Here is a 14,122-nt window from a genome sequence, read left to right on the forward strand (position 1 = left end):
TCCTTCTAAAGGTGCGGGAGAGGGGAGCCGGTCGCTTTTTKGCCGGATCAGGACGACGCGTTGAGACGCGCGATGATTTCTGAGACCAGCCCTTCGACTGCCGGCCGCCAGCGGCGGATCTCGTGGTTGGCGACCTTGAACGCCGGCGCCGGCTCGAGCCCGAGATTGACAGCGAGGTGGCCGAGGCGGATTTCTTCGGGGCTGTTCTTGCTGGCCCTGAAGTCGACGTTGTAGCCAAGGATGTCTTCGCTGGCCTTGTGGTCGCGGCACATGAACTTGATCGAATTCAGCCATGCCTCGGTCATGTCGGCGGTGATCTTGTTGCCGAGGAACTGCCGGGTGATCTGCATGATCTTGACGGTCAGATAGTCGGCGCCGCGCACCTGGTGGATTTGCTTCCACAGTTCGCCGGTCTCGGTGTTGTCGGTACCGATGAACACGAAGCCGCCGTCTGCGACCGAGCCGTCCACGCCGACTTCGCCTTCGACGACGATCGAGACTTCGCTCTCCAGCATCTGCTGGCCTTCGGTCGAACCGTCGAGCAGCGAGAACGGGATCTTGCGGGAGACACCCGCCAGCCCCTGGATCGGCTGGTTGGCGATCGGGTCGAATGGCTTGCCGCCGTGATCGTTGTCGTTGCGGATGAAACGACCGATGATCCGGGGGCCCATCGGCCGCGTCACCAGTGTCACCCCTTCATAGACCCGGGCGGCAACGCCGATGGGCATCAGGCGCTGCGAGTTCATGGTCTCGCGCGCATYGATCGCATTCGCCGCGGATGTGTCGTCGACATCGACGGCCGAGATGGCGAGCAGCCTTTCGCACGCCGGCCCCAGCGCCGCAACGACGGGGTTGACGGTGTTGAGGTCGACGCGCCACGACGTACGGCCCGCCCAAACCAGGCGAGGGGTTCCATTGACCGCCGAAGGAATGCTGCTGGCGCCACTCAGTACGTTGACGATCGCGGCCGACGTTGCCGCAACGTCTGCACCTTCAGCAACGCGGACGACGGTGATGTCGGCGCYGGCATTGAGACCGGAGAGCTGGGTGTTGATACCCTTGACCGCATCGGCCAGATATCCGGTACCGAGTGCTGCGAGCGCATCCGCATCGCTCGAGGAAAAGCGGACAGGTGTGTCCACCGGGAATTCCACGTTCGAAGCGCCTGCCGAGCTCTCGATCAGGAGAGCTTTGGAAAAGTCGGCGCCGATGACCGGTACAGGCTCGTCGCTGGGCCGCAAGAACGTCATGCCGAAAGTCGGTGCCGACATCGGGTCTCTCCTTTGAAAATGACCTTGCCGAAGGGCCGATCAGGCATAAAAAAAGCCCGCCGAAGCGGGCGGGCTTGGTTGGTGAGACTGGTCTAAGTGTTCGGCGGCCAGCCGGTATTGATGTCGATGGCGGCCACCTCGGCTGCAGTCGTCGCGGCCTCGATCGCACGCTTGATCGCGAAAGCAGCGAAGATGTGTGCCTTCTTGTGCGCCATCGCTGCTTGACCGAGCGCAAAAACGGTCTGCGCGTCCATGGGTGTCATGCTGTTGTCAGCGGCGATCCATTGGAAGTCCGCATCACCGCCATGCCAGCGTAGATTGCCGGGCTGCGCGCCACCCACCATCGCGGCTAGCGCTGCAGTCGATGAGCCAGCGAGGTTTTCACGATCTTCCGGTCGCGACTGATAGAGGATGGGCGGTGTGCCGAACGTGAAGCCCGCAGATATGCGCGCTTCCTTATCGGCTTCGACTAAGCTGACCTTTTCCGCCTTGGTCTCATCAAGGGGCTTGAAATAGGGCGTGATGGTGTCGCCTGCCGCCACCTGCGCCATCAGCCGCGCGTAGTCTGAGTTGTCCGGATTAGGAGGGACGACCCACCCATCAAGGCGGCGTATGGCCCCATCCGACATGTATTGGCCGAGAACTGCCATTATAGCCTCGCGTTAAGATGGACGTTTCGGTCGGATACTCCGTAGTACCCGGTGGCGCCTGAAATCATGTAGACGCGCGCGGACTTCGGAGAAGATGTGCCATCCACCCCGAAGGTGGATGCATTGCTAGACGAACCGCCGCCTGCATCCAGGTTCGATGGGAGGGCTCGCATCACCACCGGGAAAGTAAGTGTCTCGCCGTGATAGGCACCCGCCGCGTATGCGGAACTCACTAAGTAGATGACATGCGTCTGAAAGTATCGCTGACACCGAATGAGCTCTCGCTCAAAGTCCGGCTTTACGTATCTCGGGAATACCCCCAAACTGAAGATATCCGCATACGCGCCGACATCGAACAGTTCAAAGATGTTGCTAGAGCCCATCCCATTACTGGTTGAGGCTGTACCCATGAAGTTGCCAGCCTGCCATGCATTGGCAGTTGTCTGGTAGGTGCTCCCGACCGCCAAGGCGATGCGGACATTGATGCCGACGCCTGTATTTGTGAGCCAAACGCCGGACGTGTCGCCGGGAAAGATCAAAGTCTGTTCGGTGTCGGTGTTGGCCTGTCCGACGCCTACCGTAAACTCGCGGACATAGCAGCGGTTCGCTGCGCTGTTCATCGCTGAGACTGCATAGGTTCCCGCAGGCCCTTTGAAGCCGAAGCGCATAAGGAGAGGCTTTGCAGCCGCTGTGCCCCATTTCAAGTGGGCGACCTTGGTACCCTCGATGGCGTGGCGGAAGCAAAGGAACTCACCGGCGGAAATAGTGGCGTCAGCCACGCCGATTGAAATCCTCGCACGGTCGAGCGAGCCGTACGGTGTCGTAGACTGGACCCTTTGCGCGGAAGTCACGCCGGGGGACGAGGTGCGCAACACAGCCCACTCGTCCGCGACATAGTAGCTATCGACACCAGAAGCCACATTGCCGTTCTGCTGGCTGTGCTGGAAGGCTCCGTTGACGATGAGGTTGCCACCGAGCGCCACCATGTCGAGGCCGGCAACATCGGCAACGTTGATAGCGAGTGCCGCCTTGAGCGCAAGCGCAGATATCGAGCCCGCTAGGCCGGCGACCGAGACGACCTTGAGGCCCGCTTCGATGGCCTCCGATAGCCCCTCGATATCGTCAGTCGTGTGTTGATGGTTGCCGATCGCAGCAGCGGCCGACATGACTGACCATTGGTCCGGCCCCTTGACCAGGACATAGCCTGCGGGCGCCGCGTCGGCGCCGACGACGTCCGATAATTCACCGATCCGGAAAGTCTTATCGGCCGCCATCTTATTGGCGAGGGCTTCGACCAGGCCAACAATGCCGCTGATTCCGTGGTCGTGACCGCTATTCGACTTCAGGGCGATAGCATCAGCATGGGTCTTCAGGATCCCGTCGATCTGATGGCAGGCGGCTATGAAAAGGTCGATTGCGTCATCGACATTCTCCTCCGGCACCGCATCGCGGCTCGGGGTCGAGAGCAAGTAGTGTTCGGTTGCCATGTCTGTAGCCCTACCTGATGGACGCGCCGAGCTCGCCGACGACCAGACGTGCATCGGGGCCGCCGTTGCCGGTAATGCGCAGTCGTCCCTGAACTGCCGTGATTATCGTTGCCTGGTGTTGCCGCTCGACCCAGAGCGGGAACGTCAGCTGCTCGGTGGCGACCAACGGCAAGGCCTGCCAGGTGCCATCCGCCTTGTCGTACTCGATCGTCACTGTGGCGCCGCCGGGCAGGAACGTCTTAAAGTAGGCGGTCAAGGTGACGTTGTTGCCAAACTTGAACGCCTCGGTGATGTACGTGGCGGTGGTTGCGATCTTGCCGGCGAGCAGCTCGACGGGCGCGAACAGGATCGGCGACAGCTTCTCGGTCCCGGTGAGGATCGCCTTGAGCTGCACGGTCTCGGTGATGAACTCGTTGAGCTGCAACACCTGGAACGGCAACAGCCGCCAGACAGTGCCATTGGTGCGATGGATCTCGAACACCACCGAGCAGGCCGCCGAGGGCAGCTCCACGGCGGCGCGCACCTGCAGGTCGCTGCACTGGACGAGGTTGAACGAGCCGAGCTCGACCGTCTTGGATGTCACAGGGTACCTTGCGGCAACCAGGCGGAAAGCTAGCGCCTCGCCCTGATGCGCTGTCCAGCTCCGCCCGTTGACGCCATCCGAACGCGGGCCGATGGGGTACGGATGCACGGTCACCTTGCGCTGCAAGACGGGATCAAAGCCGCCCAATGCCGCGATGGAAATCGAGTGCGCCGAATCGTCGGTCTTGATGACCGCAGCGTGGTCACGGTCCGCCGGCGTGGTCACCGGCAGGGGATACCTGGCCGACTTCCAGCCAATCGCTGCGCCGGCCATGGGCACGAAGCCCTCGCCTATGACGTTGACCGTCGGGATGCCGTTCTCGACCGTGACCTGGTGAACAAGAATATTGTTCGCCAGGTTGCCAAGCGCGCAGAGGTGGAAGTCCACGCCGATCAGCTGGCGCATCTCGGGCAGCATGAAGTTCTGCGCTTGGGGATCGCCGCCCCTGTCATTGAACCTGATGCCGCCGCTAGGTGGTGCCGGCGGGCGGGCCTGCCAGCGCTCAATGGTGGTGGTTCGGCGCATGACATCAACTTCGATGGTGCCTTGCCCGGTAAACATGGCCTCGGCCGAACTACCGCCACGGCCGATGGCGCGCACTGTCTTAGTGCCGGCGGTGATGTTGGCAGGGATAGTGAAGGTGCCTGCGATCTCGCCATTGGCATCTCCAGTCTGGACGCCTGCCGGCTTCACGTTGACCGAGTCGAACGTCAGCACGTCGAGGATCTCGCCGCTGCCGAAGCCAGCAATCCTGAAATTGACCAGGATCGAGCGCAGGAACTCAGCTTGCTCGTTACGCTGGTCAACAAGGCGATCCTGCGCATTGACCGTCTGCAGTGGCCCCGTGCCACGCTGCACGCCGCGCTGGAACTCCAACGTCTCAGGCGACAGCCAGTCGGTGCGAGAGACCGTCCAGAAGTCCGACGCCGGCGTGAGCTTGAGAGCACCAGGCAGGGGCACGAAGTTGGCGTAGGGATTGATCTTGACGCAACCCGTCTTCAGCGACTGGTCGACGATGGTCTCTTCGACATAGTCCAGCGTTACCGCATCGGTAAGCGTCGTTTGGAAGAACGTCGTCTCGATGGGGAGCTGCATAAACCCGTCGCCGACCGCGGCATTCTGCGGAGCGCCTGCGTCTCGCATGCTGTCGTCGATCATGGGGTCGACGAACATGTTCTTCTTGGCATTTGGATCGCGGGCGTTGATGCCGGTCTTCAAGCGCTCCTGCTGGATGAGGCGGTCGTGGTCGCTGATCGTATTGAAGAACCGCCACATGTCGGCATAGGTCGGGGCGCGAACGCCGTCATTCTTGACTGCCGGCTGGGTCATCCAGTCGTTGTAGATCTGACAAAGTGGCAGCACGTCTGCCGGCGGAACCGGCTGCATCGGATTTGCGCGTGCCGAAACGCCCTTCACATACGCAATGCTGCCGTCCTGGCGAAGGCAAAGCATGTCGGTACGAGGGAGCTTGTAGGTGTGGGCGACAATGATGTCGCCGCCGGTGGCACCGCCTGAGACCGTGATCGAACGGTCGGTGAAACTGTCCGCCGTCACTTCGGTTCGGTACCGATACTTGACCGAGTAGGTGCTGCCGCCAGACGGCTCCGGCCCAACGGGCGCCCAATCGACACCGTCGCCAGTTTTGACCCAGCTCGTGTCCTTGGCGTAGGTCACGCCAAGCTGCTTGACCTCGACGATCTCCACGACGCTGGTGTCCGGCAGGCCGTCAATGCCGTGCGCAGTCGCGCCGCGCGTGACGTTGATGGTGCGTTCCTTGGTCAGCAAGATCTTGCTGATGGAGTCGATCGGGAAATTCGCGACCTGGAACGTGACGCTGGCGCCGCCCGTGTAGATGTGGGTTTCGCCAGGAACTGCGCCGACGTCCCAAACCTCCGGCTCGGCATGACGTAGAGCTGCAAAACGGGTGACCTTGAAGCCCATGATGTTGGCTTCGCCCTGCTCTACCGAAAAGACCTGGTTGCCGGCATCGGCGCCAAGGGCGGTCACGCGGCACCCGGACACGATGTAGTGGCCGTGCGGGCGGTCGTAGGCCGCCAGAGCCTGTGCCATGCCCGAAAGCTGCGGCGGAGGCGTCTGGTCGAGGATCGTGCCGTCCTGGAGGAGATAGACCTGGTGGAACTCACCCAGCCCGCCATCGCCGGCATGTGCCCATGCGATCGTAGCAACTTCGCGAGCGGCTCCGTCTTCGCCTTCGGCAAGAGAGCCTGGAACTTGGCCCTCCAGACTCTCATCGTCATCGGCCGTGATCCAGTTGCGGGTCAGGCGCACGCCAACCTCAACGCGGCCGACCATGGGAATGCCCGAGAGCACCTTCTCAACAACCGGGAACGTGTCGCCGGCCACATAGATCAGGCCGGCGGTCAGCGTGACGGTTCCTGCAGTCTGGTCGACCACAGCGGAGGCTGCCTCGACCCGATCGCCATCGTTGGCAATGAGGCGCCCGAGACGGTCGTGCCGGCCTCGGATGATGTCTTGCAGGTCGTTGAGTTCGGCGCCCTGGATCAGCGGCCGCCGGCCGTAGAAGACGACAGACTGCTGCTCGGACTTACCCTTGGCGCGGGCAAAGGCGTTCGGCAGCCCGCTCTCGTGTTCGAACATCAGAACCTCACAAGGAATTTGACCCGCTCACGCACGGTGCGGCGGAGCGGAATGGAAACAGGGCGCTCGGCTATTGCCTGGCCACCCACGAGTTCGTCGGCCTGAAGCCACTTCTTGCCCGGCTTGATGCCAGGCGCTGGTGCGGCGTTGATTACGAGCGAAACGGAAGCAGCGGTGACGCCGTCGGCGTCATCGAACTGCGTCATTGCTTCGATGTAGACGCGACCGCCGGAGGGCGATGGGTCGTAGCTGTTGCCGCCATGAAGGTAGGCACCCTCGGCCTTCACGTTGACTGGCCGCACGGCACGGCAGCGCCGATAGCCAATGACCACGCCGGCGGCATCGCGGAGGCAGAGATAGACAACCCTGCCGGCAAACCAGCCAGCCATCAGAGCGCGGCGCTGGACCTCGGGCGAAGCAGCCCATGGGAAGGTCGCACCGACCCATGGATAGGTCATCGCGATCCAGTGTAGAGCACCCGCCTCGCCGACCGGATCCAACCAGTTGCCGATGGCCTCACCTTCAGCCTGGGTCAGCAGATGGTCGAATTCAACTTCGCGTCCGAATGACCAAATCGCGCCTTCCGGGAAAAGCCGGGTGCCGGCGGTCACCTTCACGCCGCTCTCGAAATCGAGCATCGATCCGTCAAGCCGAGAGTGATCCCCCTCGAGGGGGCCGACGTCATAGAGGTGGACGCCGCGCCGGAACTTGGAACGCAATGGCACCGACAGCGTGACGATGCCTTCGATCCGCTCGAGATCCGGAGTGTCGTTGGTCGGAAGGGCTGGAAACCGCAGCTGGAAGGAGTTCCAGAAGCGGCGCTCCGTGGAAGCCTCTTCCAAGGCGGCGGTGTAGCCCAGCCAGCCCAGGCCCATTTCGATCGCCCGCGGCGTGCCACGAACCCGTTGCCAATCGATGCCGGCGTCGAGCAGCTGGTAGAGGTTGGGCAGGTACGGCGTGAGCTCGCCGAGGCCGTACTCTTCAACCAGCCACGGCAGGAATGAAGGAGGCCTCGTCAGCAGCTTGGCGCGGCGAATGCTATCGATAGCCGAGATCAGCTCGGGCTTCGGCGCGGTGGATTCGGATATGCAACGCTCAAACTTTGTCGCATTCCCAGGCAAGAGGACGGGGAACATCAGTAGTCCCGCCCACGATAGTTGATGGAAACCGCTCCGATGGCGATTGCCTGACGGAAATTCGCGACAACGGTTCCGGCAGGGAGCACCAGCTCGATGCGCTGCACGCCTGGCCGCATCATTGCCGAGGTGAGCCAGGCGGTGGTCAGGTCGCGGCCCAGAGACATAGTACGGCTCCAAGCGTCGCGCAGGGCGGGCTCTATCTGCCCCACCACGTCGGCGCTGGCCTCCGGCAGCAGCCAGACGTCGGCCGAGACGTTTGCGATGATCTGCGCGGCCGCCTGGACCGCAATAACGTCGTTGACCATTCTCTTCGCCGGGTCGTCGAGTGCGGCCTGCACTTTTGCAACCAGGGCCGGGTCAGCAACGCCACTATTGTCGACCGAAAACACGGCGACGTTGATGGTTGGATTACGTCCGACGGTGTAGATCGCGACATCCTTGATCCGAAGGTCAGCCCTCATCGCGATCGCTTTGTATCGTGGCTCGGTACCGCCTGTTGAGCGCCCCTGAATTTCAAGAACTACGCGTAGCCGCAGCCTGTCGTCCGTTTCGCCCGGCATGCGGACCACGTCATAAAAGGCGGCCAGGTAGTCGAGGTCGCTGTCTATGGCGAACGGCAGGATGTTCGCCCGCGCAACGTCATTTGCTCGCGCGCGCAGCAGAGTCTCGCGATAGGAGTTTTCTTCCAGTTCAATTTTGACCGGATCGGTTTCGAGGTTACCGACGTCATAGTCGACACCGGCGCTTTCAAAACGCCCCTTGATGTCGGCAACGCGCCCGGTGAGGATCGTCTCAAAGTCCAGCTCTTCAATAACCTGCGGTTTTGGCAATTCGGTCATGCCGTCACCACGAAGTTATCCTGTGCCAAACGAAGCGAAAAAGTAACGACGCGTTCGACGCTAAGATCGCCGTGATGCCCTCGCGGCCGATAGTCGGCTTCAATGACAAAGCCTGCACTGCCCAACCTGATCTGGTCTGCGGAACCGCGGACATGGATCTTCCGGACGGCAAAGCGTGGCTCCCACAGGTCGATCGCTGTGGCGATCAAGGTCTGGAACACCACGAACAATGACGGCGTCATCAGGCGGCCAAGCAATTCCGCGATCCCGGCACCAAATTCACGCCGCATCACGCGCTCGCCGATCCTGGTCGTCAGAGCCACTTCGACGCCCTGATAGGCGGACGCAAGATTGTCGATCACGTGGCCTGTGCGTCGATCGATGCCAACCATCAGGCGTCGTTTTCCTGCTTGGCTGGCTTGCTCTTGGTCGCGGGCGCAATGCGGCCGTGATCAAGGTCGAAGCGGGCTTCGTCCTCGGTCAATGTGATCTTGCGGTCCCCGGCCACACGCATGCCATTGACCCATTCAATTCCGTCGAGGACGAGAAATAAGCTTTTCGGCATGCTGCTCTCCATGATCAGGCAGGCGCATCGGTTTTGCTGCCGCCGCGTTCGACACCGCCATGGACATGGCTGTCGTCGATGGCCGTGCCGTTGTGACGGACATAGCCACCCTCAAAATCTCCATTGCCCCTGACAAGCAGATCGCCATCAATGGTCAGTCGACCGGCTTTCACGGACGCGGTCAGACCGAAGGCTTTGAAGATGTTCATTGCCAGATCCTCGGAAGGCTGGGGGTTTTGCCCCGAAAATCCGGCTCGAAAAACCACGCCCTGGCGAGCGTCACCACTCGGGTTCATAACGCCGACGATCTGGCCCTTGGTCAGCGGGAACCAGGTGCTGGTGCCTCCGCCAGATTCCGGATGCGGATACCAGGGCGAAAGGAACGGACCGTTCGGGCCGTCGCCCAAGTTGAGGCGATAGCCCTTCTTGGGGTCAATTATTTCAACTGGACCAACCTTCATTGAATTGCCGAAGGCTGTCTTCAGCATCTCAATGTCGGCCTTCATACCGACCAGGATGTCAAACATTGGCGTCGACCGAGACGTCTAGGCGACCGTCGGCTGAGATAGTTACGCTGCTGAGGTCTTCGGGCCCGAGTGGAGCAAGGCCGAGTGCTGTTACTTCGTCACCCGTGAGGCCAAGCCGACGCTGCAGTGTCTGCCAGTCCGCATTGGTGCCCGTCAGCTGTGCGCGGATGAATGCCGCTTGCGTCCGCATGTCTTGGTCATCAGAGGCCTCGACCGCCGCCAGAAACAGCGCGAACGGAGTATCGGCGGCAAGGGGTTCGCCCTTTACCGGATCTTCGATCAACTCGGCGATGACCTTGATCTGCTGGCCGGCCAGGCGCTGCCCATCCACCACGTTACCCGCCCGTGCGCGCTCGACCTTTACGATCCGGCTGACGAACCCGCGATACAACTCTGCCCAGGCGCTATCAGGATCGGTGAGTATATCCGCTATCTGCCGTGCCAGCAGGTCGAGCAAGAACTCCAGCGCCCTGTCGGTTGCGGGCACGCCGACACCGACGATAAGGCTCACGCCAGCGGCGTTGGTTTCGGTCATGGCCGCGGTAACGCCCATCTCGAACAGGATCTCGGTTTGCCCGTTTTCCTTCATCGACCGGATGTCGATGTCAGTTGCCTGAGCAGCATCCGTGTAGACAGCCAGAAATGGCTTGTCCTCGCTGGTCCGGATTGTGCCGTCACCTGCGATGTCGAGCACGCCGATCTTGCTGTCGTGTACGTTGTCGCCGACGAGCGTCCGGCCCTTGAGCGCCTCGACGAGCACGGTGCGGGTCGCGATACGGACAAGGCTCATGCTTCGCTCAATTCGACAATGTGCCTGGTATGGTTCCGGTCATCGATGTGCACGACCTCGAACCATGGCTGTCCCAACCGGTTCAAGGCACGTACCTTGTCCTTTGGCCGCAACACGATCCCGGGATTGGCGACAGGGTCGATGTGAAGCTGAGACTTTCCCGCCGCGAGGCGCGTGCGCCAACTCTGGGAGAAGCCACCCGCCATATTGGTCGCGCCCTTGGCGCCGGTCCGCAGCGGCGCCTCGATCTCAACGCTGGGCCGGCTGGCATCCGGGCGGCCGTCCGGGCCGAGGAACGACAAAAGGACTCGTTCGGCAAAGCGCTGGTCGACCTGGGCAAGGACGCGGTCGCGCACTGCATGGAAACGTGCCGGGGGCATGTATATCAGCCCGTGGCGCTAGCCAGCTCGGCCTCGGTCTGGGCGAGCACAGCTTCGGCAGCAGGCTTGTCAGCCATGTCAGCGGAGGCGAGCGCGGTCTTGGCCGCGTCGACCTTTTGCTGTGCCGCCTCGATTGCCTTGTTGGCAACGTCGTCGGACTTGTCCTTGCCCTTCTTCTTTTCGAGCTGGGCTTCGTAGGCAAAGCGGTCGTTGATCAGCGACTGGCCGTAGGCCGACGGCACCTCGAACGGTTCATGCGCGTTCAGAGGCTTGTCCTCTTTGACGCCGAGAACCGCGGCAGGAATGATGCCGCCATGGCGGAATGCGATGCAGATTTTTTTGGACATTTTGCGTCTCCTTCATCTCGGGGGAACGCGGCGTTCGCGCTCGCCGGAAACGAAGCGGGGCCGTCAGCCGGCCCCGTCTTCTTTTGCAACTGCCGCGCCGCGCAGCCGGCCACCGATCAGGTAAGCGTCAGCTTGCGCAGCGTCTTGGGCTTGGTGCAGAGATTGATCGGGTTCGTCTGTACCTCGATCTCGCGGCCTTTGCCGTTGGGCTTCTTGTACTGCCGCATGTAGAAGGGCAGGCCGATCGTGTTGACGGTCTCTTCGTAGTCTGCCGGAGCGAACCTGGTGATGAAGAGATCCGGCACGCCCTTGACGATGACGCGGGCCTCGTTCGCTGCGATGTAGGGCGCCCCGAGATCCGTGGTAGCCTTTGCCCCGGTCTTGTAGCGCTCCCAGGTTGCCCCACCGAACTGGAAGATATCGGGCACATCCTGCCGCAAGATCGCTGCGCCGTCATGATAAAGGAACGTATCCTGGATCGACTTGTGCAGCCACATGTCACGGTGGAAGTCGCGACCCGTAAAGACGTGGAGACCGCTGTAGGGTTCATCCAGGTCGTCCTCGATCGAATAGACCACATCCTGCCAGATCTTGCCGACCTTGGTAGTTTCGACGTCGAGTTCGAATGACACCGGTGCCGGCACGGCAATGCCGAACCGGTTGTAAAGATCGTGCAGCACCTTACCGCTCTTCGAGGTGACGATGCCCTTGATGCCGCCGACACGCTGATGCTCGATCGTCATCGTCAAGTCCTGCGCGTGCCTCTTGCCCTTCCGCTCGACACGATCCTGGATCGTCTCGAGCTGGTTCTCGGTGCCGAAGGCGCGGACGTTCTGGACCTCGTCGGCATTGACCGAGTCGTCGCGCTGGAAGTGGTCGATATCGAAGGGAATGAGCGAACGATCGTCGTCGCCCGTGGTTTCGCCGGGGCCGCCGCGTTTGCTGGGCTCGACCAGGCTTAGCTTGCCGTTGCGTTCTTCGATCGAGATGCGCGTCGTGGTGACGCCGTCCTCTTCGAAGATGCCTAGGGCCGAAACCTGACCTGGGCGATACGGCTCGCTGTTGATCGAGGCCGTCAGAGATTCAATGGTGAAGCCATCACCATCCCAAATGTCTACCATTCCGGACATGGAAGTCCCCCTTATCGTGCGATGATGGTGGCCGCGGCAAGCTGGGTCAGCTTGGCGGTCCGCTTGGTGGCGTCGTTGACGGATGCGTCGAATACCAGCATCGGCGTCTTCACCTCGGCGACGCGCCTGATGATCACGGCCTCAACGTCAGCCGAAGTGGCATCGACGCCGTAAGCCAGGACTGCGCTGGCAGTCTCGGCGCCTTCCTTGCCGACGACTAGGGCATTGGGTGAGCCGACATACTTCTTCGATGCCGTGATCTGTCCCAGCACCAAGCCGGGGTCGAGCACACCGGCACCAGATGCGATGGTTACGACCTCGCGCGAGATCTTGCCGTTGCCTTCCGAGAGCACAAAGGCCAGCGCGCGCAGCCCTTCAACCTTTTTGTCGAGCATGGCTCAACCCTCCTGGGTCTGCTTGCGACGGGCAGCGTAAATGCCGCCGGTGTCGATGGTGGCCTTCTTGCTGCCCGGCTTGTCGCCGGACGGACGGGCATGCGGTGCCGCCGCTAGGCGCCCAGCCTCGTAGCCAGCCGCCTCCGAGCCCTTGGCAACGGATGCGGCGACATTGGCCGATACGAATGCGGCAACCTCATCGTCGGACATGCCCGGCGACTTGGTCGCCAGTTCCAGCGCAGCGCTCATGCGTCCGGCATCGCCTTTGACGCCCTCGGCGCCGAGCGCCGCCGACAGACGGTCGGATGCCGCCTTGGCGCCTTCTGCGCGACCGGTCTCGGTCGCGGCTTTCACCGCGGCGTCGTGTTCGGCCTGTGAAATGCCGGCATTCTTACTGTCGCCGCCGGCGGGCTTTTGGTCTCCAGACATTTTCACGTCCTCGGGTTGGGGCGCCGCGGCGCCGGTTTCGCCCGTGTTCGGGCAATCTTCGGCCGCGCTCGCGAGGACTGCCTCGCGAACCACAGCCAGCATGGTTCTGGCCATTTCAGTGTCTCCGGTTCACTTCCTTGATGAAGGCGGCAAAGGCCTCCTGCGGATCGGCGACCGCGTCTACGAGACCAAGCTCGAGGGCCTCGTTGGCATCATAGGACTGCGCCTCGGTCTTCAGCGCCGCAGCCTTCGTCATGCGGGCACCACGGCCCTGTCCGACGACGGCGGCAAACCTGTCGCGCATCGTCTCGACTTGTGTTTGCCAGCGGCCACGAAGTTCAGCTGGCAGAGGCAGGAAGGGGCTACCTTCGACCTTGTGCTTGCCGGCATGAATGAACGTCACCTTGATGCCGTCCTGCTCGAGGTTGCCGCTGAAATCGGCATGCATCATCACAACGCCAATGGAGCCGGTGCCGCCAAATTCCGGCATCACGATCTGGCGCGCCTGGCTGGCGAGCAGATACCCCGCGGAATAGGCATAGTCGGTCAGAATCGAGATGGTCGGCTTTGCCTTCGACAGGGCGCGCATGGCCGACGCCGCCTCGAAACCGCCATTCACCATTCCACCAAACGAGTCGACCTCGAACACCACGCCCTTGACGTCGTCACGGTGCGCGCGTGCGATCTGCGTCTGCAGGCCCTGGTACGATGTTTCACCGGACGAGCTTCCGATCCAAGCGCCCTTTTGCACCAAGGTGCCCTCGATCGGTATGACTGCTACGCCTTCGATCATGTCGAACGGAGCAACGCCGGCACGATCATAAGCGCGCCCAAGGCGATCGCCGACGATACCGGCGGACGGGCGCCCATTGGCAAAGGCCGTATGCTCGACCGATCCCTCGCCATTGACGACGGTGATAGGGAAACCGGTAAGGCGTGGGCCCAACATGCGCACGACCGTTTCCGCTTTG

At 62.1% G+C, this 14,122-nt stretch carries 16 protein-coding genes; all 16 read right to left on the minus strand.

The window, feature by feature from the left end; genetic code table 11:
* Window positions 1-47 precede the first annotated feature (47 nt).
* Window positions 48-1,271, minus strand: a complete 1,224-nt coding sequence (locus AC1DWF_RS05425; protein ID WP_476841500.1) for a phage tail sheath protein — start codon at window positions 1,269-1,271, stop codon at window positions 48-50.
* 92 nt (window positions 1,272-1,363) lie between these two features.
* Complete coding sequence (locus tag AC1DWF_RS05430; protein WP_476788429.1) at window positions 1,364-1,921, minus strand: DUF4376 domain-containing protein; 558 nt, start codon at window positions 1,919-1,921, stop codon at window positions 1,364-1,366.
* Window positions 1,921-3,408, minus strand: a complete 1,488-nt coding sequence (locus tag AC1DWF_RS05435; RefSeq protein ID WP_476782153.1) for a hypothetical protein — start codon at window positions 3,406-3,408, stop codon at window positions 1,921-1,923. The genes AC1DWF_RS05430 and AC1DWF_RS05435 overlap by 1 nt, the downstream gene beginning before the upstream one ends.
* 10 nt (window positions 3,409-3,418) lie before the next feature.
* The gene (locus tag AC1DWF_RS05440) at window positions 3,419-6,610 is read right to left on the minus strand and encodes a DUF4815 domain-containing protein (RefSeq protein ID WP_476788430.1); all 3,192 of its coding nucleotides are present in this window, start codon (window positions 6,608-6,610) and stop codon (window positions 3,419-3,421) included.
* Window positions 6,610-7,746 carry a phage tail protein gene (locus tag AC1DWF_RS05445; protein ID WP_476782155.1) on the minus strand — a complete coding sequence of 379 codons (1,137 nt, stop codon included), beginning with the start codon at window positions 7,744-7,746 and terminating at the stop codon, window positions 6,610-6,612. Before AC1DWF_RS05445 ends, AC1DWF_RS05440 begins: the two co-directional genes overlap by 1 nt.
* On the minus strand, window positions 7,746-8,588 hold the full coding sequence (locus AC1DWF_RS05450) for a hypothetical protein (RefSeq protein ID WP_476788431.1): 843 nt from the start codon (window positions 8,586-8,588) through the stop codon (window positions 7,746-7,748). The genes AC1DWF_RS05445 and AC1DWF_RS05450 overlap by 1 nt, the downstream gene beginning before the upstream one ends.
* Entirely contained in the window at window positions 8,585-8,980 is a 396-nt protein-coding gene (locus AC1DWF_RS05455) for a GPW/gp25 family protein (protein ID WP_476782157.1), read from the minus strand. The genes AC1DWF_RS05450 and AC1DWF_RS05455 overlap by 4 nt, the downstream gene beginning before the upstream one ends.
* Window positions 8,980-9,165, minus strand: a complete 186-nt coding sequence (locus AC1DWF_RS05460; protein WP_476841501.1) for a hypothetical protein — start codon at window positions 9,163-9,165, stop codon at window positions 8,980-8,982. Before AC1DWF_RS05460 ends, AC1DWF_RS05455 begins: the two co-directional genes overlap by 1 nt.
* A gap of 2 nt (window positions 9,166-9,167) precedes the next feature.
* On the minus strand, window positions 9,168-9,680 hold the full coding sequence (locus AC1DWF_RS05465; protein ID WP_476782159.1) for a baseplate assembly protein: 513 nt from the start codon (window positions 9,678-9,680) through the stop codon (window positions 9,168-9,170).
* Window positions 9,673-10,470, minus strand: coding sequence for a hypothetical protein (locus AC1DWF_RS05470; RefSeq protein ID WP_476782160.1), 798 nt, complete (start codon window positions 10,468-10,470; stop codon window positions 9,673-9,675). Before AC1DWF_RS05470 ends, AC1DWF_RS05465 begins: the two co-directional genes overlap by 8 nt.
* On the minus strand, window positions 10,467-10,850 hold the full coding sequence (locus AC1DWF_RS05475; RefSeq protein ID WP_476782161.1) for a hypothetical protein: 384 nt from the start codon (window positions 10,848-10,850) through the stop codon (window positions 10,467-10,469). The genes AC1DWF_RS05470 and AC1DWF_RS05475 overlap by 4 nt, the downstream gene beginning before the upstream one ends.
* 5 nt (window positions 10,851-10,855) lie before the next feature.
* Window positions 10,856-11,197 (minus strand): hypothetical protein, encoded by a 342-nt coding sequence (locus AC1DWF_RS05480; protein ID WP_476782162.1) that lies wholly within the window; start codon window positions 11,195-11,197, stop codon window positions 10,856-10,858.
* Between the two features lie 116 nt (window positions 11,198-11,313).
* The gene (locus AC1DWF_RS05485) at window positions 11,314-12,327 is read right to left on the minus strand and encodes a major capsid protein (protein WP_476782163.1); all 1,014 of its coding nucleotides are present in this window, start codon (window positions 12,325-12,327) and stop codon (window positions 11,314-11,316) included.
* A gap of 11 nt (window positions 12,328-12,338) precedes the next feature.
* Window positions 12,339-12,722 carry a head decoration protein gene (locus tag AC1DWF_RS05490; protein ID WP_476782164.1) on the minus strand — a complete coding sequence of 128 codons (384 nt, stop codon included), beginning with the start codon at window positions 12,720-12,722 and terminating at the stop codon, window positions 12,339-12,341.
* Between the two features lie 3 nt (window positions 12,723-12,725).
* Entirely contained in the window at window positions 12,726-13,265 is a 540-nt protein-coding gene (locus tag AC1DWF_RS05495; RefSeq protein WP_476782165.1) for a hypothetical protein, read from the minus strand.
* A gap of 1 nt (window position 13,266) precedes the next feature.
* Window positions 13,267-14,100, minus strand: coding sequence for a S49 family peptidase (locus AC1DWF_RS05500; protein ID WP_476782168.1), 834 nt, complete (start codon window positions 14,098-14,100; stop codon window positions 13,267-13,269).
* Between the last annotated feature and the right edge of the window lie 22 nt (window positions 14,101-14,122).

Source organism: Aminobacter sp. P4_D5 (genome assembly GCF_056401815.1).

Excerpts from the sequence above, each read along its gene's own strand:
- AC1DWF_RS05430 (WP_476788429.1), bottom strand. The coding sequence starts at position 1,921 with ATGGCAGTTCTCGGCCAATACATGTCGGATGGGGCCATACGCCGCCTT.
- AC1DWF_RS05435 (WP_476782153.1), bottom strand. The coding sequence starts at position 3,408 with ATGGCAACCGAACACTACTTGCTCTCGACCCCGAGCCGCGATGCGGTG.
- AC1DWF_RS05440 (WP_476788430.1), bottom strand. The coding sequence starts at position 6,610 with ATGTTCGAACACGAGAGCGGGCTGCCGAACGCCTTTGCCCGCGCCAAG.
- AC1DWF_RS05445 (WP_476782155.1), bottom strand. The coding sequence starts at position 7,746 with ATGTTCCCCGTCCTCTTGCCTGGGAATGCGACAAAGTTTGAGCGTTGC.
- AC1DWF_RS05450 (WP_476788431.1), bottom strand. The coding sequence starts at position 8,588 with ATGACCGAATTGCCAAAACCGCAGGTTATTGAAGAGCTGGACTTTGAG.
- AC1DWF_RS05455 (WP_476782157.1), bottom strand. The coding sequence starts at position 8,980 with ATGGTTGGCATCGATCGACGCACAGGCCACGTGATCGACAATCTTGCG.
- AC1DWF_RS05460 (WP_476841501.1), bottom strand. The coding sequence starts at position 9,165 with ATGGAGAGCAGCATGCCGAAAAGCTTATTTCTCGTCCTCGACGGAATT.
- AC1DWF_RS05465 (WP_476782159.1), bottom strand. The coding sequence starts at position 9,680 with ATGTTTGACATCCTGGTCGGTATGAAGGCCGACATTGAGATGCTGAAG.
- AC1DWF_RS05470 (WP_476782160.1), bottom strand. The coding sequence starts at position 10,470 with ATGAGCCTTGTCCGTATCGCGACCCGCACCGTGCTCGTCGAGGCGCTC.
- AC1DWF_RS05475 (WP_476782161.1), bottom strand. The coding sequence starts at position 10,850 with ATGCCCCCGGCACGTTTCCATGCAGTGCGCGACCGCGTCCTTGCCCAG.
- AC1DWF_RS05480 (WP_476782162.1), bottom strand. The coding sequence starts at position 11,197 with ATGTCCAAAAAAATCTGCATCGCATTCCGCCATGGCGGCATCATTCCT.
- AC1DWF_RS05485 (WP_476782163.1), bottom strand. The coding sequence starts at position 12,327 with ATGTCCGGAATGGTAGACATTTGGGATGGTGATGGCTTCACCATTGAA.
- AC1DWF_RS05490 (WP_476782164.1), bottom strand. The coding sequence starts at position 12,722 with ATGCTCGACAAAAAGGTTGAAGGGCTGCGCGCGCTGGCCTTTGTGCTC.
- AC1DWF_RS05495 (WP_476782165.1), bottom strand. The coding sequence starts at position 13,265 with ATGGCCAGAACCATGCTGGCTGTGGTTCGCGAGGCAGTCCTCGCGAGC.
- AC1DWF_RS05500 (WP_476782168.1), bottom strand. The coding sequence starts at position 14,100 with ATGTTGGGCCCACGCCTTACCGGTTTCCCTATCACCGTCGTCAATGGC.